Raw genomic sequence first — 20,483 nt, 5'->3', positions numbered from 1 at the left:
AGCAAATGAAAAATTCAGCAACAAAAGCCGAATCACCAAAATCGAATTAATGTTTTTTTCCGTCAACCTTCCGTTGACCTGTATGCGTTGCCGACGTTGCGTTATCATGTTGTCGGGATCAGATTTCAGGCATGACATCAGGAGGATGAATATGGCCACTACCGCAACGAAAGTCAGTTACTTCGCGATGCAAATTCCCAATCGGACAGGCGAGGCGTCACGGATTTTAACGTCTTTGGCCAAAGCAGGCGTTAACCTGCACGCCTTTACCGGATTTCCCAACGGCCGACGCTCGCAGGTGGATTTCATTCCCGTTAATCCATCCGCTTTTCTGGCTGCTGCCCGTCGGATGAAATTAAGGGTGAGCAAAAGAAAAGCCGGCTTCGTGATCCGCGGGAACGATCAACGAGGCGCTCTGGCCAATGTGCTGTCAAAACTCTCCAAGGCAAAAATCAATGTCACGGCCGTGGATGCTGTCGGGGCCGGCGGCGGACGCTTCGGAGCTATTTTGTGGGTCAAGGCCGAGGACGTGAATAAAGCAGCCAAGGCGCTGCACGCGAAGTAGCCGGTCTATGCCACGAACATTTCTATAAACTCAGGCACCGGTGTTGCCACCAATTGGTCGTGGTTGAGGCAGAGATCGAGGATTCTTTTCGATTGTGCTTCAGGGAAACGGGTGTCGAGACTGGCGCGAAATTTCTCGATGAGCAGCGGCATTCCGTCTGATCGCCGACGCCGGTGGCCGATCGGATACTCGATCTCGATTTTGTCCGTGTAGCCGCCGTCATTGAAGAAGACCTGAATGGCGTTGGCAATGGAGCGCTTGCCCGGGTCGTGGTAATCGCGGCTGTAGCGTTCGTCTTCGACCACGTCCATCCTCGCGCGCAGCCGATCAACGCGCGTGTCGGCTGCTGCCCGATCCTCATACTGCTCGGCAGTCAGATGGCCATGGATAAGTCCGATCGCGACCATGTACTGCAGGCAATGATCGCGATCGGCGTAGTTATAGAGCGGCCCGGTCTTGCTGATGATGCGAATGGCCGATTCGTGCGTGGTGATCAAGATCCGTTCAATTTCATCCAGGCGATTCTTAACCAGCGGATGCAGTATCACCGCGCATTCCACCGCCGTTTGGGCGTGAAATTCGGCGGGGTAGGCAATCTTGAACAGCACGTGCTCCATGACGTATGAGGTGTAGGGACGCTGGAACTTGAAACGCTGGCCCTTGAAAGCCACATCGTAAAAACCCCAGGTTTTGGCGGTAAGGGCGCTGGGATATCCGGATTCTCCCTTGAGCGTGATCAGGGCAAGCCGCACCGCACGGCTCGTGGCGTCACCCGCCGCCCAGGATTTGCGCGGTCCCGTGTTCGGTGCGTGGCGATAGGTTCTGAGCGCCTGCCCGTCCACCCACGCTTGTGACAGGGCGTCCATGATTTGTGGTTTGGTGCCCCCCAGCATGTGCGTGACCACCGCCGTGGAGGCAACCTTGACCAGCACAACGTGATCGAGCCCGACGCGGTTAAAGCTGTTTTCCAGCGCCATCACCCCCTGAATCTCGTGCGCCTTGATCATGTATGTCAGTACCTCACGCATGGTCAGCGATTTTTGTCTTGAGGACAGCCGCGCACGGCTCAGAAAATCCGCACAGGCCAGGATGGCGCCGAGGTTATCGGACGGATGGCCCCATTCGGCCGCGAGCCAGGTGTCGTTGAAATCAAGCCAGCGGATGAGCGTGCCGATATCGAACGCGGCCTTGACCGGGTCGAGTTCATACCGAGTGCCGGGAACACGTGCGCCGTTGGGAACCGTGGTTCCGGGCACGATCGGACCCAGATGGCGGACGCACTCAGGGAAACGCAATGCCAGCAAGGCACAGCCGAGACTGTCCATCAGGCAGTAGCGCGCGGTGTCGCAGGCTTCACGGCTGTCAATCCGGTAGTCGGCAACATAATCCGCGATCGCGACCAACTCCGGATCGGGCGCGGGGCGGACGTTGGCATCAGCGCGCGGTGAGGTCATCTGGACAAATTCAACGATTGCTGCGGCGAGGAGATGATTTCACCGCCGCTGTGAAAGCGGTACGTAGGGACGGGGTTCCGGCCCCACGTAGACGGCGCTGGGACGAATGATTTTGCCATCCTGACGCTGTTCAATGACGTGCGCCGACCACCCGGAGGTGCGCGAGATCACGAAGATGGGCGTGAACAGCGCGGTCGGGATACGCATCAGGTGGTAACTCACGGCTGAAAACCAGTCGAGATTGGGAAACATTTTCTTTTCATTCCACATTACCGTCTCGATGCGTTCGGCAATTTCGAATAGCCGATGTCCATCGCGGTCGGTGCACAAATCGTGCGCCAGCTTTTTGATGATCTGATTGCGCGGATCTCCGATGGTGTATACCGGATGGCCGAAGCCGATAATAATTTCCTTGTTGGCCAGCCGTCGCCTGATGTCGGCCTCGGCTTCATCGGCGCTGGAATACCGGCGCTGCACATCGAACGCTACCTCGTTGGCGCCGCCGTGCTTGGGGCCGCGGAGCGCGCCAATCGCACCGGTAATGCAGGAATACATGTCCGAGCCGGTTCCGGCAATGACACGGGCGGTGAACGTCGAGGCGTTGAATTCATGTTCGGCGTACAGGATCAGCGATATGTGCATCGCCCGTTCCCATTCAGCCGATGGCCGGCGGCCGTGCAGCAGGTGCAGAAAATGCGCTCCGATGGAATCGTCATCGGTTTCCGTTTCAATTCGTTCGCCGTCCCGCGCGAAGTGATACCAGTAGAGCAGCATGGAGCCGAACGCGGCCATAAGCCGGTCGGCGATGTCACACGCGCCCTCCGTAGTATGTTCGTCATCTTCGGGTAATACGGTTCCCAGCGCCGCGCAACCGGTGCGCAGAACATCCATCGGGTGTGCCGTGCGCGGGATGTTTTCCAGCACCGTTCTGACATTCATTGGCAGCCCGCGCAGCGATTTGAGTTTGCGCTTGTAGGCCGCCAGTTCCCCGGCGGCAGGAAGCCTTTCATGCACGAGCAGAAACGCAATCTCCTCGAATTCAGCCTGTTCGGCAAAATCAAGGATGTTGTAGCCGCGATAATGCAGGTCATTTCCGCTGCGGCCCACGGAACAAAGCGCGGTAGTGCCGGCTGGCACGCCGGAAAGTGCCACGGATTTTTTCGGTTTCATTGCTGCGGCGTCAGCGATTTCATTGCTCATGATGGTTTCTCTTTGGCGAATAGTTCATCGAGTTTGCGTTCGTAAGCGTTGTATCCGAGCAGCTCGTACAATTCGGATCGCGTCTGCATGGCATCGAGCACGTTCTTCTGCGTCCCCTCCCGCCGAATCGTCTGGTAGACAGCCAGTTCCGCCTTGGCGGCGGCGCGAAAGGCGGATAACGGGTACAGCACGAGTCCCACGCCGGAGGCGCGCAATTCTTCCACGGAATACAGAGGTGTTTTTCCGAATTCGGTGATGTTGGCCAATACCGGCACACCCACCCCAGCCGTGAATTTTTTGTATTGATCAAGCTCCGTCACGGCCTCGGCAAAAATCATGTCGGCGCCGGCGTCGCGATAGCACACGGCGCGCTCGATGGCCGGTCCAAGACCCTCGATCGCCAGCGCATCGGTTCGTGCCATGATCGCGAAATCCTTGTCATCGCGCGCGTCGACGGCGGCCTTGATCCGGTCGGCCATTTCTTCCTGGCTGACGAGAGCCTTGCCGGGGCGGTGCCCGCAGCGTTTGGCTTGCACCTGATCCTCGATATGAATCGCGGCGGCGCCTGCGCGAGTCATGCGGCGCACGGTGCGCGCGATGTTGAAGGCGCCGCCGAAACCGGTGTCGGCATCGACCAGCAACGGCAGCCGCGTAACGGCGGTGATCCGGCCCACGTCCTCGAGCACATTGTCCAAGGTAGTCATGCCGAGATCGGGCAATCCGTAAGAGGCGTTGGCCACACCCGCACCCGAGAGATACAAGGCGCGGAACCCGGCGCGTTGTGCCAGCAATGCGGAATAGGCATTTATTGTTCCCACGATCTGCAGCGGTTTTTCCTGGCGTATAGCTGCGCGCAGACGGGCCCCGGGGCTTTGGTTGTCAGTCATGATTGGCCTTGTCAGTCCTGCTTGTGTGGATAACCGATAGTACGGAATGACTCCGCGATCTCTCCCAATATGGCCGGATCGTCTATGGTCGGCGGTACTTGGTATGGCTGGCCGTCGGCGATTTTCCGCATGGTTCCGCGCAGGACCTTGCCCGATCGCGTTTTCGGCAGGCGTTTCACCACGACCGCGTGCTTGAATGCGGCGACCGGTCCGATCTTTTCACGCACGCGCTGCACCACCTCTTGCGTGATGACGTTGTGAGCACGGGTCACACCGGCTTTCAGCACGATGAGCCCGACCGGCGATTCCCCTTTTAATTCATCCGCGGCGCCGATCACGGCGCACTCGGCCACGTCGGGATGCGAAGCCAGGACTTCTTCCATGGCGCCGGTTGAAAGCCGGTGACCGGCGACGTTGATAATGTCGTCGGTGCGACTCATGATCCAGAGATACCCGTCACTGTCCATGTAACCGGCATCGCCCGTGAGGTAATAGCCGGGAAAGGGATCGAGATAGTATTTTTTATATCCGGCGTCGTTGTTCCACATGGTCGGCAAGCTGCCGGGCGGCAGGGGCAATTTGATGACGATGCTGCCGATATTTCCGTCACTGACGGGTTTGCCGTGATTGTCGAGTACCTGCACGTTGTATCCGGGGACAGGTTTGGTGGCTGAACCGGGCTTGACGGGCAATTTTTCAATACCGATACAGTTGGCGGAGATCGCCCAGCCGGTTTCAGTTTGCCACCAGTGATCGATCACCGGAACACCGAGATGGTTTTCCGCCCAATGCAGCGTGTCAGGATCGCAGCGCTCGCCCGCGAGAAACAGCGTGCGGAACCCTGTCCGGTCGTATTTATGAATATGGGCGCCATTTGGATCGTCGCGCTTGATGGCACGGAAGGCAGTCGGTGCGGTGAATAGCGTCGAAACCTTGTGTTGGGAAATAACACGCCAGAAGGCGCCCGGGTCGGGCGTGCCCACCGGTTTACCTTCATAAAGAACGGTGGTGCAACCATGCAGGAGTGGCCCATAGACAATATAAGAGTGGCCGACCACCCAGCCGATATCCGATGCCGCCCAGTACACCTCGCCGGGATCGACACCGTAAACATGCCGCATGCTCCATGCGAGTGCCACGGCATGACCGCCGTTGTCGCGCACCACGCCTTTTGGCACGCCGGTGGAGCCGGAGGTATAGAGAATATACAGCGGATCGGTCGAGGCAACCGGGAGGCAGTCAACCGGCCTGGCCCCCGCCATGGCTTCGTTCCAGTCGACATCACGACCGGGGATAAGTGCCGCCCGGGCCTCGGGTCGTTGCAGGATGATGCAACGTTGCGGTCTGTGAGCCGCGAGGCGGATTGCCTCGTCGAGCAGTGGTTTGTATTCGACGACACGGTTGGGTTCGATACCGCAAGAAGCCGAAACGATCATTTTGGGTTCGGCATCGTCGATGCGCTTGGCCAATTCAGGGGCGGCAAAACCGCCAAACACGACCGAGTGTATCGCACCGATGCGTGCGCAGCCGAGCATGGCGATGACGGCCTCCGGGACCATCGGCATGTAGATAATGACCCGGTCTCCCTTGGCGATCCCCTGGCTGGTGAGCATTCCGGCGAAGCGCGCGACTTCATCGCGCAATTGCCGGTAACTGAAGGTCTTTATGGTTTGAGTGACCGGGCTGTCATAAATCAACGCCGGCTGGTCGGCGCGTCCGTTTTCAACATGACGGTCCACGGCGTTGTAGCACGTGTTGAAGAGACCGCCGGGAAACCACCGATAGAAAGGTTGTCGCGTATCGTCCATGACGCGCTCCCATTTTTTGTGCCAATGGAGGGAATGCGCGGCCTCGTCCCAGAAATTTTCGGGATCGGCAAGCGAACGGAGGTATGTAGCTTGGTATTTGCTTGTCATAGCAACCTCACGTGAATTATTCGGGTCAGCTGGTGAGCGCCTGACCCGGTGAAAATTTTTTTATTTCCCTTCAAACAGCAAGTCGGTGCTGAATGCCAATTCCGCCAAGCCCTTATTGAACCCCACGCGGGTTTTTTGCTCAAGGTATATCAAAAAGTCAATTTTTCCGTGATGAATCGTGATCGAGCCAAAAGGCCAGGCCTTGAGCGTTTATTTTCAAGTCGCCCGCCAGCAACATTTCAATCTGGTTCTCATCGAGTTTGCAACCGTGCTGCGCGAGGCGGGGATATAGAATATCGCGCTGACCCTGTATGAGCTGTCCGATGCGAGCGGCTCCCGCCTCCCTGACCTGGTTGGCGAGTTCAACGTAGGCATCCAGTAACTCGTGCATATCCCGGGCTAAACGGTCAACTTCTGAGACATAACCGAAATGGGTCAGGAAGATCCGTCGTGGGCGAAGACCCGCCAGCCGGTCGATGGTGGCATGATGCGCCGGAGGATCGAACTGCACCGGTGGCGTGGCGGGAAGGATAAACGCCCCTCTCAGCGTGTCAAACTCGCGGTACGAGACACCAAAAGTGTCGCCGGCAAAGATTCCGCTAGACTGATTGTCGACAACCACAAAGTGGTGGCGTGCATGTCCGGGTGTGTCGAGAAACAGCAATTCGCGTCCATTGAAATCCAGTGTGAAATGATCGGGCGCCTCGACGACGCGCTCTGCAGCCACCGGTAGGATGTCACCGAAGTACCTTGCCACCCACTCAGTTCCGTAAACTTCAGTAACTCCGGCAATAAGTCTGCTTGGATCGATCATGTGGCGCGCCCCGCGCGGATGAACCACGAGACGGGCATTGGGAAAATTCCGCATCATGGCCCCCGCACCGCCGGCATGGTCAAGGTGTACATGGGTTGGAATGACGAAATCGACGTTTTCAAGTGGAATCCGTTTGGCGCGTAACACGCGTATCACTCCGGGCACCGACAGGCTGGTACCGGTGTCGATCAACGCTGCCCGATTTCCCTCGACAATAAGATAAATAGCCGCGAGCCCTCGGCGCTGATAATCGCCGTCTATAAGGCTGATCCCGTGATCGAAATCCTGGAAGTGCGGTGCGGTCATGATCTGAAGAAAGGACGGCGCATTATGATTCAGAGGCCTGTTTGGCACAACCATGGCACAGCCGAATTTCACATTTCCGAATTAGGATAGCGGTCGGTTTACGGTAAGATCAGTATTCTATTACGCCAAATATTCGGAGCGCGTCATGACGCTTGTACAAAAAACAAATAATAATCGCCTTACCTGAATTAGAACCCGGGTCCAGTCTGGGATGAATCGTGCAGGACGAGTTCATCTGTTCAGCGAAACGAAGGGTCAATAGCGCTATGACGTGGTGATTGCTTTGATATCTTGTATGATGAAACCCCGCTTTAGCGATCGTCACTATTGAAGATAACCGCATCAAGGAACCGGAACCCGGGTTCAGCGGACAGTTCGCTTTGGCCATTACCGACCAATCCGGCATTACCGAAAAAACCGCCACCAGCATAAGCGTAGGAACCAGCCTATAGTGGCATGAAAACCCGGTCACGAATTTTATCGTGTTCAACCACGACTCCGGGAAGACCAGTGGGATACGGGATACCAATAAGAGTTTTTTGCATGCGCGTCATGTTCGCAAAATCACCGAACGTCGGGCGCGGGAGGCCTTTGGGCAAGCTGAACAAAATGAATTTACCCGCCTGTCCTTTCGCGGCCTGCTGGGGGGGCACTTTGCGCCAGGTAATATATAAGACGGAAGATGACAGAGTTGCTGCAGTTACCGGCGTTGGAGGCTTTTTCCCGCGCGAAGAGCTCGACGCAAGCCCAGGGGCAACCAATGCCGGGGTAGATACGCTGTTACGCGGAAATTTTTATGTCGTTGTGAAGTACCGGTTGAATGAAACCGTCCGCTTGGGCAGCGCCACGTATTACCAGCCAGCCACCGGTGATTTCCAGGATTTTCTTGCATTGGAACAGGCCTCGCTTCAGGTCAAGTTGACCGACCGGCTTGAACTGAGTTTCTCACTGGAAATAACGCATGACAGCCACCCGCCACAATTTGTCGATCAATCCGATGTAATCTGCCGCACTGGTATCGAATACCAGTTCTGACAGTATTTTGTTCATGTAGAAACTTTCAAATAGAATGAAGTTTCCGGCCATCGCGCGGCAGAGTCCGTCATCGGCCCCTGATCTGGAGAAAAGGTATGTCCAAGAAGTTAAACCGCTACAGTTCCCGTGTAACCGAGCCCAAGTCCATGGGCGCCTCCCAGGCCATGCTCTACGGCGCCGGGCTTACGCAAGACGACATGAGCCGTGCCGAGGTCGGTATTGCTTCGATGTGGTGGGAAGGTAACACCTGCAATATGCATCTGAACGATCTTGCCGCCAAAGTGAAGGAGGGTGTGAGTGCCGCCGGTATGGTGGGCCTGCGCTTCAATACCATTGGCGTCAGCGATGGCATTTCCATGGGCACGGAAGGCATGAGTTATTCTTTGCAGTCACGCGACCTCATTGCCGATTCGATTGAAACGGTCGTAAGCGCGCAGTGGTACGACGCGCTGATCACGCTGCCCGGATGCGACAAAAACATGCCCGGGTGTCTCATCGCCATGGCCCGGTTGAACCGCCCGGCGATCATGGTTTACGGCGGCACCATCAAACCCGGATACAGCCGACATCGGGAGACCCTCGATATTATTTCCGCGTTTCAGAGCTACGGCGAATTCATCGCCGGAAAGATCGACGAAGCAACGCGCATGGATATCGTGCAGCATGCCTGTCCCGGAGCCGGGGCCTGCGGAGGCATGTACACCGCAAATACCATGGCGAGCGCCATCGAAGCACTCGGAATGTCACTTCCGTACAGCTCGTCCACACCTGCGGTCGAACCGGGCAAGCTGGATGAATGCCTCAATGCCGGGAAGGCCATTCGTCACTTGCTCGAAAACGACATCAAGCCGCGCGATATCATGACTCGCAAGGCGTTTGAAAACGCCATGACGATCGTAATGGCGCTGGGCGGCTCCACCAACGCCGTGTTGCATCTCATCGCCATGGCCCGCGCGGTTGATGTTCCGCTGACCATCGATGATTTCCAGAATATGAGCAATCGTGTTCCATTTCTTGCGGATCTCAAACCTTCCGGAAAATACGTGATGGAAGACCTGCACCGTGTCGGCGGTACGCCCGGTGTGATGAAGTATTTGCTTGGCAAGGGCTTGCTGCACGGAGAGTGTCTTACCGTTACCGGAAAAACCATCGAGGAAAATCTGGCGCGTCTTCCCGGGCTAAAGGCCGGTCAGGATGTAATCATGCCGCTTGAAAAACCAATCAAGCCGACCGGCCATATCCAGATACTCAGAGGCAATCTGGCGCCGGGAGGATCCGTCGCCAAACTCACCGGCAAGGAAGGGATGCGGTTTTCCGGTCCGGCACGGATCTTCGAATGCGAAGAGGATATGCTGCGGGGCCTCGAGCGAGGTGATATCAAGAAGGGCGATGTGGTGGTGATCCGCTATGAAGGTCCGAAGGGCGGACCCGGGATGCCGGAGATGTTGACCCCGACTTCGGCGATCATGGGAGCGGGATTGGGGAAAGACGTAGCCCTGATCACCGATGGTCGGTTCTCGGGTGGGTCGCACGGATTTATCATCGGCCACGTGGTGCCGGAAGCGCAGGAGGGCGGGCCCATCGGGCTGGTTCGCAATGGGGACGTCATTACGATGGATGCCGCAAAAAATGAATTAAGCGTCGCAGTCAGTGACGCTGAAATGGCAAAGCGTAAAACGGATTGGAAGATGCCGCCATACAAGGCGGCGCGTGGAGCGCTTTATAAATACATCAAGTGCGTCAAGACCGCATCAGAAGGCTGTGTTACAGATGAATGACGCCGCTTGGTTGACTCGTCGACAGTATCGTATCACGTTGCCACGGTGAAATTTTCCATAGTGCCTGGCCCAGGTGAGTCCGGCTTTCCGGCAAGTCGACGATCTTCCTTGAAATACTTTATTCCCAGTGCGTAAATAATACTCCGCGGGAGAATTGAATTCTCGACGAATGAACCGAGAAACCGCACTCTGCCGGATTACGCAACCCTTCTGTACGATACAGATTTCGTAGAATTGTGCCCCGGAGTCAGGGTGGTTACGTTGTCGGCCCTGTCATCACTCTCTGACACTTTTATCTGAGATTTAGCCTCAACGTCACTGGCAGCATACGAGCTGGCGTTGATGGCGAGATAGATCCCGTAAATCACGGCCGCGATAGCCAGTGCCTGTCCCAACATCACCAAAGTTTGCAAAATCACGCTTAGCATATTGATGGTCTCCACAAAATTCAGTATTTACTTGTCCTTTATTAGCAATCTTGGAGAGCCGCTCATCACATCCAATGCGAAAACGATACGCTCCCCGACAGTTTTAGATGCATTGAACGTGCCAATTTTGGAATAACGATCCCGCGCATCCAGGCTTGGACGAGGGAGAATTAATGACCTTTGTAATTCAAATAGTTATATAACAGGTGGCGCCCCGGAGTTTGCCCCATTTTTCCCAGGGCCATTATGAAATAGCTGCCGAAAGGTACCGAACAAAGGCACGGGAAATACGGATTACGCCTTTGAGTCAAGAGTCTTGACCCGTCCATGAATGGGCATATTTTCTTGGCTAATGAAAATCCTTTATTCGGATGGGGCAGCGGCTGGCATATTTTCTGCATCTATAATATCCCAGTTAAGTTAAACAATCGGGTAACTGCTGTCGAAAACCCGACTGGAAGCGAGAATCATGACTAACCAAAATGGCACAGGCAGGTCGGTTTATAAAGGCACTGAGCGCCGTAAAATGTCGCGTCGCTTCATAGCGGATCGACGGAAAGAAGTACGCTGGGAACCAAGCAAATCTCCCCGTCGAGCAACTGCAGGACGCCGCACTACCGACCAGTTAAGTGTCTTTGACAAGCGCTGAAGAATAATTATTTCAGCTTGCCTCGTGTGGCGATGACCACCGGGAGATATATCAAGAGATCCTTGGGCCAGGATCCGAATGCCTCCGTTTGATAAATTAGTAATCCCTTAAGATTCGCTTTCCAGCTATAATCAGTTTTTATCACGCCTTGAAAGGCACTTTCCAGCCGAGGATTGGTGGCATAACACGGCCTGGAATGGCTAAAATAGCCATGAAAGCCCGTAATAATTTTCCACTTTTGTATATTTATTGATATTTTAGCGGCTTGGGAAGGGTATTCTTCGTCGACACGCAAGTTCCCGGGGAGAGAATATTGGATACGGAAAAGCGCGCCAGTATCAGGAAACGAATTTCACTCAATGTCCTTATTAATCACGATCTAACTTATTCCAAGCGCTGGAAAATTCGCGACCTCAGCCTGAACGGTGCTTTGTTGGAAATGTCAAACGAAGAGTTTTTACCGGGCACGCCAATTGAAGCCGTGATCCTGCTGAAAGAACATGGACAATCTGACTTATATCGGTTACCTGCGGAAGTTGTGCGCTTGAACAGCGAAGGACTGGCCCTGAGGTTCGGGAACTACGATAACAATACCTATACCGCCTTGGTAAATCTTTTGTACAGTTCTTAATCCTATTATTATTTCGGGCGATACAATTCTCCGCGCATGGTAGAGTCCACCGCTCGGGGAAGCATGAGTTCGTGTCGGGAAAAAATATAACCGCAACAACACAAAACGGACGTCACAGGCAGTACGGTTTTGCAATGCATGCATTCCTTGGTTTCGGTGTTATTGTAAGCTTCGATAATTTTTTCCGCTTTTTCAGCCTGCTGTGTCTTGAATTTTTCAGTCGGTTCGCTGGTTTGGACGGTGCCGTCCGGTGTTGCCGGAGTCAGCTGTTCATTCGAGGCCTGAATAGTTTCACGAATCACCGCAATCTTCGCCATTTGCGCATCTCTTTCATCACGCAAAGAGAGGGCTTCTTGAACAGACTGAAGCAGGTGTTCAGTTTTTCGCAGATCGAGAGTATCGCTTGTTAATTCGGCGCGAGCTGCTTCAACGGCTGCCACGATTTGATCGATACGTGCAGCTAAATAGGCCGCAAACAGCTCTTCTTCTTGCAATGCCTGCTCATCGGAATGTTGTGAATCATGGGTATCGTTTTCGAACTGGTGTCCACAGCTGCAACGCGCGGTATCGTTAGGCACGACGGCGCTGCATTCCGGACAGGGTTTTTGGTAAATGTTGTATCCGGCCATGTGATATCCTGATCCGAGCAGTCTTCCCTAAAATATGGTGCTTTTAAAGTATAGACTCCGAATTTCAATTCGCTGTCAACATGACGTTTTCAGAGATGATCGGGAAATACGAGCCGATGGAAGGGTTATTCGCCTATTTTCCCCGTAAATTTATCGCCTGATAAGTTAAATCCTATGATATGGGTCAGCTGTAATATTCGTGGTTATACATGAATTTAGGATCGACCTGCGGCTGTCCCGTGGCAGCAAACCCGATTCTGGCACTAGCCGCAACGCGCTTAACTTTTACCTGTTTCCGTGATGACTATTTTCACCTCGGCAAATCGACACATTTCCACCGGCGTTTCCTCTCAAAAGCTGTAACGGTGCTTCCCGGCAAGTGCCTGCAAGGAAGTAAACGTATTCATCGAAACGGCCGCGAAATATGCAGTTAGTTTCATGCCCCGGAGGCAAAATATTGCCTGATCAGTAACAACGCCACCCTTGCTGAACGCCTGTGCGCTGCAGCGAAGGTATCGGTTACACTTTGAATTATTTTTCAGTTGAGGGTCAATGAGCCACGCGTATGAAGCCAAGAAGCAGCGTTTAACGCAGAATCTACGCGTGTACCGTGGAGAGGGCATTCGTCTCGGTAAAACGACCTCCAATTTGTTTCGTGACCGCGGGCAAGTTCCCGCGCGAACGCTGGATGTCCGGGATTTCAATGACGTACTATCTGTTGATGTCGCCAACGGCGTTGTCGAAGTCGAAGGGATGACGACATACGTAAAACTTGTAGCAGAATGCCTCAAAAATAATGCGCTTCCTGCCGTGGTGCCGCAACTTAAGTCCATAACGATCGGAGGGGCCACCGCGGGTTGCGGGATTGAATCGTCTTCCTTCCGCTACGGTCTGGTACACGAAACAGTGCGGGAGATGGAGATCCTCCTGAGCGATGGCCGGACAGTTTTGTGCACGCCGGATAACGAGCATCGCGACCTGTTTTATGGGTTTCCTAATTCTTATGGAACGTTGGGATACGCTTTGAAGCTCAAAGCCATGGTGGTTTCGGTGAAACAATTCGTAAAACTGACTCATCTGCAATACTCCGATCCTCAAGTCTATTTCGCGGATTTATCGCGCTATTGTGACGATAAGGAAATCGACTTCATTGATGGGGTTGTGTTCGACAGGAACAGGATGGTATTGACAATCGGTCAGTTTACAGATGATGCGCCCTATACCAGCGACTATACTTATAAAAAAATCTATTATAAATCTCTGCTCGAACGTTCCGAAGATTTTCTGACAACTGAAGATTACATTTGGAGGTGGGATACAGACTGGTTCTGGTGTTCGAAAAATCTGTACGCCCAGAATCCAATCATTCGCCGGGTTTACGGCCGGTCGAGATTAAACTCGATCACATATACAAAGATCATGCGATGGAACAGCCGTTGGAAGCTGTCACAGGTTCTTGACAAGTTGCTCGGCATGCACGCCGAATCTGTGATCCAGGACGTGGAAATACCAGTCGATCATGCGCACGAATTCTTGTCGTTTTATCACGATAAGATTAAATTTATGCCGATTTGGATATGTCCTACACGCGCGTACAACCCTAATGTTGCTTACGATCTTTATCGGATGGATCCGAAAAAACTTTATATTAATTTTGGTTTCTGGGATGTGATACGTGGACGACAAAATCTAGCACCGGGATTCTACAATCGTATGATCGAGGAAAAAGTAATCTCATTGGGTGGAATGAAATCGCTGTATTCAGACGCTTATTTTTCTCCAGATCAGTTTTGGAAAATCTATAATAAGCCCGTGTATGACCGGCTGAAGAAAAAATATGATCCGGACGGCATGTTCAAGGATATTTATCGCAAATGTGTGTTCAAGGAATGATGGGACATCTATAGCGCAAGGCAGCAAAGTTACCGTGTAATTATTTTGGTAAAAAACACACACCTGTCGCGAAAGACAGACATACCTGGATGATGCGCCTGATTTACAAAGCAGCGGCTGGTTTCTGCAGATTATCGGCTTGTGCATGACGGCCGTCTGGTTGGCGGAGCCAAAATAAAACCTACGCCGTTGCGTGTCTATACTTGTAATTCCCCCGGTTTTCCGCCCTAATAGATGCTCGCGTCCAGTTCATCTTTACCGGGCGTAGGGAAACGATAAATCGAAATCCTCGGGTTTGTCGGCAAGTCGTACAAGGAGGGTCGCATGAGTGAAGCATGGCGTGGCGCAAAGATGGATCCGATAAAACCAGTCCATAGCGAAGTATCTGCTGATTCCGCGGAACTGGCGGAGGCCATCAAGGCCTTGCAAACACAACTCGCGGACCTGCGCAAAATTGTTCAGGCGGCAAAAGTTCCTACCGACAGGAATATCGAGCCCACAAGACGTCAATGACGACAATTTAGCTAATTCGAACTTCAATAGACATCATCTGTTCGTTTCACACGCGAACCTCACGACTTCCGGAAGCTGTTCCTAACTCCGGATTCCCTTTGCGCTTCATCCTCGAGTTGGGTATGTGCAGTTCACGATATCCTGAGCTGTCCGACCAGCGGATTTGATTCCGGATAAACGCGGGACACCGGCACTTAAATTGTCGTATTGTTGACTAGAGTAGATCGGACTTAAATAATCCATATTGCTCGGTACAGGTCAGCTGTATGAAATTCTTGACTATTTTCGGCCTTATATGCCTGGATTCAGAATGCTCAGGATGCCTGCGATGGCACACAGTCAAATTAATTACGAAAAGTGGTATCGTATAGCGCCAAGACAGAAGAAATAGCTCTAGAAATGAACAGAATAAAGATATCCAGAACGAATGATGAAAATTAATAATGGCATCGCCATGGATGCAACGAATTTACAGTACCAATCAGGCTAGAGGAGTGGTCGAGTTATGTATATACGGTATTTCGGCCTGCATGAAAATCCGTTTTCCATCCCGCCGGATCCCCATTATTTATACTTGAGCCGCAGTCATCAGGAAGCATTTGCTCATCTGCAATACGGGTTAAGTGAGAACGGCGGGTTTGTGCAACTTACCGGTGAAGTGGGCACGGGTAAGACGTTACTTATTCGCACACTGATGGAACGCGTACCCAAGGAGCTGGATGTCGCGCTGGTCCTGTATCCGGTGCTAAGTGTACACGAATTTGTCGCGTCCATTTGCGATGAACTGCGCATCCGGCACTCCGGAGAGCGGTCTAGCCTCAAACAATTAATCGACTTGCTAAATGCCCACCTCCTTCAGACACACGCGCGCGGCAGGCGAACAGTACTAATTATTGATGAAGCGCAAAACCTAAACCGAGAAGTTCTGGAACAGATCCGGTTGCTGACTAACCTTGAAACGACAAAACAGAAATTGCTGCAAATTATTCTCATCGGCCAACCGGAACTTTCCAGCCTGCTGGCGCAGCGGGATTTACGGCAGCTCTCTCAGCGGATTACGGCGCGTTGTCACCTTGAAGCGCTCACTCGAAAGGAAACCTTCGAATATATCTTCCATCGGTGCCGTGTTGCCGGAGCGAAATCCCTGTTATTCAACAGAACCTCCATGGAACGTGTTTACGCCTTGTCCGGAGGCATACCAAGATTGATCAATATCATCTGCGATCGAGCGTTGCTCGGATGCTATGTGCGCAATAAAACAGTGGTAGATCCTTCGGTCGTGCGACGCGCGGCAGCGGAGGTTGGGATTGGCAAGCTTACCGGCACGCGGTTGCTTTTTCGGGCGCTTGTACCGGCATCAGCCGCGGCATTGTTGCTAATCGTGGCGGGTTGGCAGATGCCGACGTTGTTTAACTCCATTTCACCCGGTGACAAGGTTGCTATTGCCTTAGCGTCGCCCCAGTCGACAGCAAAAGAGTCTTCTCTGCTTGGTCCGCAAAATACGACTACTGCTGATCTTAAAAGTAATTCTGGCTCGATTCCTATTACTTCACTTAGTGACCAGAAGTCGGCTGTCCCTAATCAAGCCCCCAAGGTTTCATTGGAGATGAAAATTGCCGATCCCGCGGTGGCCACGGATACCGAGTCGGCCATGCAAAGGCTGTTTGATCTCTGGGGACTCGACTATACCGCCTTGGCCGGGACAACCGGTTGCGAGCGTGCCTTGTATGCCGGATTGCACTGCTTATATCAAACCGGGACATGGAACAACCTTCGCATTTACAATCGTCCTGCAGTTATTGAGCTGCGGGATGTGGCCGGCCAAAAACACCATGTGCTCGTGGCGTCTATGACGGGTGACTCGGTATTGCTGGAAATGGGTGATCATCGACAAGAAGTTGCCATAAACGAGGTAGGGCGCCTGTGGTTTGGAAAATATTTTATTCTTTGGAAACCGCGTGCGCCGGAGCATGAAACATTGCGGATCGGAGATCAACGAGAAACGGTAGTCTGGTTGCGCGACGCCTTGGCGCGCTACCGTAGGGAACCGATTCAAGCTCAACCGAGTGATCTTTTTGACGAGGAGCTTGAATACCAATTGAAAGAATTCCAGAGTTACTACCGGCTCGCGGAGGATGGCATCGCCGGACGTGTCACAATCGCGCAATTACACGGCTACCTACCGGAAAAGTCACCCATGCTTGATACGGAATCTGTCCTTGTGAAGGCGCAGTGAGCATGTCGTATATCCTTGACGCGTTAAAAAAATCCCATCAGGCAAGACGGCGCGGTTCTGTGACGATCTCCCGCGGCAGCGTACATAGAATTTCTCCGTCGTTGTCGGACAACGGCTTGTGGTTCACGGCGGGAATTATTATGCTGATGGGTGTAACGACCATTGTTTTTCTCTTCTGGCGGAACACGCCGGATCAGACGCTAGTTTCACTCCCGGAGACGCTCACCAGCGAAGCTGTTGCTCAGCCAGCAGGTGTTTCATTAAAAAATGATATCCCCCGATTCGTGCCTCCGGACAAACCTGCCACTAGCACTTCCCAGGTTCGCGATCTGGCGGAGGAAGCCAAGGTTACTGCTCCCACCGTTGCTGTAGCACGGCAAAAAGCCATGGTGATCAAACCAGATGGAAAAGCCGTGGCGGTAAATTCAAATCAACAAATGAATTCTTTACCGCCAATCTCTCTGGGTTCGGTTGACACGCCGCTATTGCAGCAAATGCCCACGGAATTTCAACGCGCATTGCCTCGCTTGGCAGTGACCATTCACGTGTATTCGCCGCAGGAATCGCAGAGAATTCTATTCATTAACAACCGGGAATATCACAAGGGTGACCATATCGAGAGCGATATTTCGGTTGAAGAGATTGTCCCTGACGGAGTTGTTCTGAGTTTCCGGGGGGAACGATTCAAACTCGGACGGCCACGCTGATTATGATTTTTTATTTGCTTACCTTGGATCGACAATTAAAGAAGATATCTCTTTCTGCTGATTATCCCCGCACGGCGCCAAGACAAAATCATCAGCGCGGCAACGCACGCGCCGCTATCTGAACAACTTGGAAAATTCTGCCCGATCTTCCTCGCTTAAGGAAAGCGGCGGAATAAGTTGTTCGCTGGATGAAAACTCATAACCGCATCGACAGCGTATAGTTTTCGAATCAACACTGGCTGTGCAGTTGGGGCATTCTTTTTTATTTTCCAAAACATATAATCTGGGCGCAATTTTTGTCGCTGAGAAAACCTGCACAGTTACTTTGGGTTCTGGAATGGACCCCGGTGCATTCTTTTGCACGTTTGTGGGATCCGGTTTCGTTTTATTTGCCGCGCGAAGAATTTTTTCTGCCTTGGCTGCTTGTGCCTGACGGAAAACGTAGTTGGGTATTGCAGTCTGCGCGGGTACGGGTGCCTGTCCTTTCGGTATGCTGACCGGTGTCGTAATCGGATTTGATTTCAGCTGGACAACAGGCTGATGTGACCGGCGCATGCCGTTGAGGGGCGCACGGGGACTTTCTGTTGCAAGCATTTTTCTTTTCAGGGGCCGTTGCACAGGTTCTGCATTGACAAGATCCGATGCAGATAGCGACGGTTTTTTCTCACCGCGGGTGGCGGGGGCGGTGCTTATAGGCTGTTTAACGGTCGATAAGACTTTTTTCAATTCGGCAATTTGGGAAGACTGCATGGCCAATGCCGTCTGGGCGGCTTGTGCCTCGTGAATCGCCGAGGTAACGCGGTTGGATTTTTCCTCGTTTGTCGGGTCGCGCGTGAATTCGGCCTGCGCAGCCCTGATGGCGTTTGCAGCCTGTTCTGCCCGTGCTGCAAGGTAATTTTCGTAGAGTTCCTCCGCCTTCAAACGTATCTCTTCCGACGAAAGCGAAGTGTCCGTGTCGTCTTGATCAAATTGGTGACCACAGGCGCACATATCGGTATCCAACGATACAGTGGCCATGCAACTGGGACACACCTTTTGAAATATACTTCTCGATGTCATGGTACTTCCCTGTCCATTTGTTTGTTTTGGCGGAGGTTAAGGTCTGAAAAAAGTATAGGTCTGATACCTGTACCTACGCGATAAAGTGACGACATATGGGGTTAGCCGTCCGACAGATGGCTTCTTTTTTTTGTGCAATGTTTGCCTGACGCAGTCAACCCGCGGTCTGTCTTTTCAGCCTCATTCTTCGTGTTCGATAGAATAGAGGGATGTCTGCCAGGTTAATGAATGTTCTGGATATACGATGGCCGAATTACAGACTTGATATATATCAAGGCGGATAATCAATTCAATCTACAATAATGTTGATGTTTATCCGGGCAGGCTTGCCGGTTTAATACTTCTCTTGCTGATTATCGTGTTGTATATCGCGACGAACTAGGCCGATATATTTTCTCCTTTTTTCCTGAGATGCAAATGATCAGTTTACGACCGGAAGAATCTTGGTGAAGAGATTAGCCTTATGTTTTTTTGCGAAGCGATTTCTACAGGATCGCAACGGAATTTCATCGCCTGTGATAATCATTCAATCTTGAGCCAGACAATCCGGTACTCACTGGATTGTGCGGTCCCACTTTCCAGGATGGCGCGATGAACTTCACTTCTGCTTCCGAGAATAGCGCCCAAATCAATCCATTCCCCCAGTTTTGCTTCCACGGTCGTGGTCAAGTCCTGAAAATTCACCAGCCCCGTTTCTGGATTTTCAAGCGTGGAAAGCCGGGGTGTAATTTCGATTCGTACATGTTCCCCGCGCATGCGTGGCAGCACTTCAAAACCGCTGATTATGTTCTGGAATCCAACCTCTTGCGCAATCGCCGCACCTTGGTGACTGTTGGCAAGAAAACGTTTCACATGCTGAACCGACTGGCCGATACGAATATAGGCGCGTTGTCCATCCAGCGTCATAACAGTTTGCGTATTGTTATTGCTTGATGTTTGTGTACTTTTGGTGGCTGAATAACGCAGATCATCTTTTGTTATTACAACACCATTTTCCTTCGCCGGTTTATCCGGCAGAACAATACGCGTCTGGTCACCGATTCTTGCTCTCCCGGAGACGTATTGATTGTTCTGGGTGCGTTTTTCCGCCGGTAATTGTTCTATCGTGATTTGAAGCTGCCACCGGGTGACATCCACCTGGGCCAGAATGCGCTCAATTTCCCTGATAGTTGCCTCTGATGTTCGAATGATTAAACGATAATCGGCACCAGTCACTGCATCGTACGGTCCCAGGATCGGCTGAATCAGCGGGATGATTTCCCCCGCCGTGCGGTGTTTCAATTGAATGATGCGTGCTTCATCTGAGAAAGCATTGATCGCTGTCAGGAGGCCGGCAAGACCGATAAGCAGCAATCTGATGTTTGACCGGCGGCGAGGCATATTAATCCAAATCAAAGCGCCGCGCCTCCGAGAAATGGCGGCGCCAGTAGCGATCATTGAAATCGGCTATATGAACGTTCTTTCCGCTTGAGGGTGCGTGAACGAAGCGGTCATCTCCGATATACAGCGCGACGTGGGATGATTTTTTTCCTTCCTGGGTGAAGAAAATCAGATCTCCGCGACGCAAATTATTGCGTGCAACGGGATGTGATATACGCCGCAAACTTTGTGTACCGTGTGGAAGTTTCACACCGACACGCCTGTAACTGTACTGCACCAATCCGCTGCAATCGAAACCATCCGGTGTATTACCGCCGTATCGGTATGGTTTTCCGACCATGGTAAGCGCCTTGTCGGCTGCGCGGTTTCCGAACGTGGACGATGATGTATCTGAGGGGACATG

Annotated in this window: 18 protein-coding genes; 8 read left to right on the top strand and 10 right to left on the bottom strand. The window is 52.6% G+C overall.

All coding sequences use genetic code 11. The features are described from left to right. Window positions 1-151: 151 nt before the first annotated feature. Entirely contained in the window at window positions 152-565 is a 414-nt protein-coding gene (locus WD823_RS07660) for a hypothetical protein (RefSeq protein ID WP_368428898.1), read from the top strand. 5 nt (window positions 566-570) lie between these two features. On the opposite strand, the gene WD823_RS07655 is transcribed toward WD823_RS07660, so the two are convergent. The 5 genes from WD823_RS07655 to WD823_RS07635 all read right to left on the bottom strand — a co-directional run bounded on the left by WD823_RS07655 (window position 571) and on the right by WD823_RS07635 (window position 7,142). Continuing rightward, window positions 571-2,019: a bifunctional 2-methylcitrate dehydratase/aconitate hydratase gene (locus WD823_RS07655; protein ID WP_368428897.1), complete on the bottom strand. Its 1,449-nt coding sequence runs from the start codon at window positions 2,017-2,019 to the stop codon at window positions 571-573. A gap of 39 nt (window positions 2,020-2,058) precedes the next feature. Continuing rightward, entirely contained in the window at window positions 2,059-3,219 is a 1,161-nt protein-coding gene (prpC, locus tag WD823_RS07650; RefSeq protein WP_368428896.1) for a 2-methylcitrate synthase, read from the bottom strand. Then, complete coding sequence (prpB, locus tag WD823_RS07645; protein ID WP_368428895.1) at window positions 3,216-4,106, bottom strand: methylisocitrate lyase; 891 nt, start codon at window positions 4,104-4,106, stop codon at window positions 3,216-3,218. The genes prpC and prpB overlap by 4 nt, the downstream gene beginning before the upstream one ends. A gap of 11 nt (window positions 4,107-4,117) precedes the next feature. After that, window positions 4,118-6,022, bottom strand: coding sequence for a propionyl-CoA synthetase (locus WD823_RS07640; RefSeq protein ID WP_368428894.1), 1,905 nt, complete (start codon window positions 6,020-6,022; stop codon window positions 4,118-4,120). A gap of 157 nt (window positions 6,023-6,179) precedes the next feature. Next, window positions 6,180-7,142 carry an MBL fold metallo-hydrolase gene (locus WD823_RS07635; RefSeq protein WP_368428893.1) on the bottom strand — a complete coding sequence of 321 codons (963 nt, stop codon included), beginning with the start codon at window positions 7,140-7,142 and terminating at the stop codon, window positions 6,180-6,182. A gap of 609 nt (window positions 7,143-7,751) precedes the next feature. Here WD823_RS07635 and WD823_RS07630 point away from each other — a divergent pair. After that, entirely contained in the window at window positions 7,752-8,177 is a 426-nt protein-coding gene (locus WD823_RS07630; RefSeq protein ID WP_368428892.1) for a DUF481 domain-containing protein, read from the top strand. A 95-nt stretch (window positions 8,178-8,272) separates the two neighbouring features. Further along, on the top strand, window positions 8,273-9,955 hold the full coding sequence (gene ilvD / locus WD823_RS07625; RefSeq protein ID WP_368428891.1) for a dihydroxy-acid dehydratase: 1,683 nt from the start codon (window positions 8,273-8,275) through the stop codon (window positions 9,953-9,955). Window positions 9,956-10,152: 197 nt separating this feature from the next. On the opposite strand, the gene WD823_RS07620 is transcribed toward ilvD, so the two are convergent. Continuing rightward, on the bottom strand, window positions 10,153-10,398 hold the full coding sequence (locus WD823_RS07620) for a hypothetical protein (protein WP_368428890.1): 246 nt from the start codon (window positions 10,396-10,398) through the stop codon (window positions 10,153-10,155). A 947-nt stretch (window positions 10,399-11,345) separates the two neighbouring features. Here WD823_RS07620 and WD823_RS07615 point away from each other — a divergent pair. Next, window positions 11,346-11,663, top strand: a complete 318-nt coding sequence (locus WD823_RS07615; protein ID WP_368428889.1) for a PilZ domain-containing protein — start codon at window positions 11,346-11,348, stop codon at window positions 11,661-11,663. Between the two features lie 8 nt (window positions 11,664-11,671). Here the strand turns inward: WD823_RS07615 and WD823_RS07610 are convergent, their stop codons facing one another. Next, window positions 11,672-12,292 (bottom strand): hypothetical protein, encoded by a 621-nt coding sequence (locus tag WD823_RS07610; RefSeq protein WP_368428888.1) that lies wholly within the window; start codon window positions 12,290-12,292, stop codon window positions 11,672-11,674. Window positions 12,293-12,844: 552 nt separating this feature from the next. Here WD823_RS07610 and WD823_RS07605 point away from each other — a divergent pair. The 4 genes from WD823_RS07605 (at window position 12,845) to WD823_RS07590 (ending at window position 17,641) form a co-directional block, all read left to right on the top strand. Then, window positions 12,845-14,185 carry an FAD-dependent oxidoreductase gene (locus WD823_RS07605; RefSeq protein ID WP_368428887.1) on the top strand — a complete coding sequence of 447 codons (1,341 nt, stop codon included), beginning with the start codon at window positions 12,845-12,847 and terminating at the stop codon, window positions 14,183-14,185. A gap of 324 nt (window positions 14,186-14,509) precedes the next feature. Beyond that, entirely contained in the window at window positions 14,510-14,698 is a 189-nt protein-coding gene (locus WD823_RS07600) for a hypothetical protein (protein WP_368428886.1), read from the top strand. A gap of 505 nt (window positions 14,699-15,203) precedes the next feature. Then, window positions 15,204-16,934, top strand: a complete 1,731-nt coding sequence (locus tag WD823_RS07595; protein WP_368428885.1) for an AAA family ATPase — start codon at window positions 15,204-15,206, stop codon at window positions 16,932-16,934. A gap of 2 nt (window positions 16,935-16,936) precedes the next feature. After that, window positions 16,937-17,641 carry a general secretion pathway protein GspB gene (locus tag WD823_RS07590; RefSeq protein WP_368428884.1) on the top strand — a complete coding sequence of 235 codons (705 nt, stop codon included), beginning with the start codon at window positions 16,937-16,939 and terminating at the stop codon, window positions 17,639-17,641. 114 nt (window positions 17,642-17,755) lie between these two features. On the opposite strand, the gene WD823_RS07585 is transcribed toward WD823_RS07590, so the two are convergent. The 3 genes from WD823_RS07585 to WD823_RS07575 all read right to left on the bottom strand — a co-directional run bounded on the left by WD823_RS07585 (window position 17,756) and on the right by WD823_RS07575 (window position 20,420). Beyond that, entirely contained in the window at window positions 17,756-18,700 is a 945-nt protein-coding gene (locus WD823_RS07585) for a zinc ribbon domain-containing protein (protein WP_368428883.1), read from the bottom strand. Between the two features lie 522 nt (window positions 18,701-19,222). Beyond that, the gene (locus WD823_RS07580; protein WP_368428882.1) at window positions 19,223-20,137 is read right to left on the bottom strand and encodes a hypothetical protein; all 915 of its coding nucleotides are present in this window, start codon (window positions 20,135-20,137) and stop codon (window positions 19,223-19,225) included. Continuing rightward, entirely contained in the window at window positions 20,082-20,420 is a 339-nt protein-coding gene (locus WD823_RS07575; RefSeq protein ID WP_368428881.1) for a C40 family peptidase, read from the bottom strand. Before WD823_RS07575 ends, WD823_RS07580 begins: the two co-directional genes overlap by 56 nt. Window positions 20,421-20,483: the final 63 nt, after the last annotated feature.

It is taken from the genome of Sulfuricaulis sp. (assembly GCF_040901545.1).
Taxonomy (GTDB): domain Bacteria; phylum Pseudomonadota; class Gammaproteobacteria; order Acidiferrobacterales; family Sulfurifustaceae; genus Sulfuricaulis.
The sequence above is the reverse complement of the archived record's forward strand: the minus strand, read 5'-3'. Positions and strand labels throughout refer to the sequence as shown.

Excerpts from the sequence above, each read along its gene's own strand:
- WD823_RS07590 (WP_368428884.1), top strand. The coding sequence starts at position 16,937 with ATGTCGTATATCCTTGACGCGTTAAAAAAATCCCATCAGGCAAGACGG.
- WD823_RS07600 (WP_368428886.1), top strand. The coding sequence starts at position 14,510 with ATGAGTGAAGCATGGCGTGGCGCAAAGATGGATCCGATAAAACCAGTC.
- WD823_RS07585 (WP_368428883.1), bottom strand. The coding sequence starts at position 18,700 with ATGACATCGAGAAGTATATTTCAAAAGGTGTGTCCCAGTTGCATGGCC.
- WD823_RS07580 (WP_368428882.1), bottom strand. The coding sequence starts at position 20,137 with ATGATCGCTACTGGCGCCGCCATTTCTCGGAGGCGCGGCGCTTTGATT.
- prpB (WP_368428895.1), bottom strand. The coding sequence starts at position 4,106 with ATGACTGACAACCAAAGCCCCGGGGCCCGTCTGCGCGCAGCTATACGC.
- WD823_RS07655 (WP_368428897.1), bottom strand. The coding sequence starts at position 2,019 with ATGACCTCACCGCGCGCTGATGCCAACGTCCGCCCCGCGCCCGATCCG.
- WD823_RS07635 (WP_368428893.1), bottom strand. The coding sequence starts at position 7,142 with ATGACCGCACCGCACTTCCAGGATTTCGATCACGGGATCAGCCTTATA.
- ilvD (WP_368428891.1), top strand. The coding sequence starts at position 8,273 with ATGTCCAAGAAGTTAAACCGCTACAGTTCCCGTGTAACCGAGCCCAAG.
- WD823_RS07610 (WP_368428888.1), bottom strand. The coding sequence starts at position 12,292 with ATGGCCGGATACAACATTTACCAAAAACCCTGTCCGGAATGCAGCGCC.
- WD823_RS07605 (WP_368428887.1), top strand. The coding sequence starts at position 12,845 with ATGAGCCACGCGTATGAAGCCAAGAAGCAGCGTTTAACGCAGAATCTA.
- prpC (WP_368428896.1), bottom strand. The coding sequence starts at position 3,219 with ATGAGCAATGAAATCGCTGACGCCGCAGCAATGAAACCGAAAAAATCC.
- WD823_RS07595 (WP_368428885.1), top strand. The coding sequence starts at position 15,204 with ATGTATATACGGTATTTCGGCCTGCATGAAAATCCGTTTTCCATCCCG.
- WD823_RS07630 (WP_368428892.1), top strand. The coding sequence starts at position 7,752 with ATGAATTTACCCGCCTGTCCTTTCGCGGCCTGCTGGGGGGGCACTTTG.
- WD823_RS07575 (WP_368428881.1), bottom strand. The coding sequence starts at position 20,420 with ATGGTCGGAAAACCATACCGATACGGCGGTAATACACCGGATGGTTTC.
- WD823_RS07640 (WP_368428894.1), bottom strand. The coding sequence starts at position 6,022 with ATGACAAGCAAATACCAAGCTACATACCTCCGTTCGCTTGCCGATCCC.
- WD823_RS07660 (WP_368428898.1), top strand. The coding sequence starts at position 152 with ATGGCCACTACCGCAACGAAAGTCAGTTACTTCGCGATGCAAATTCCC.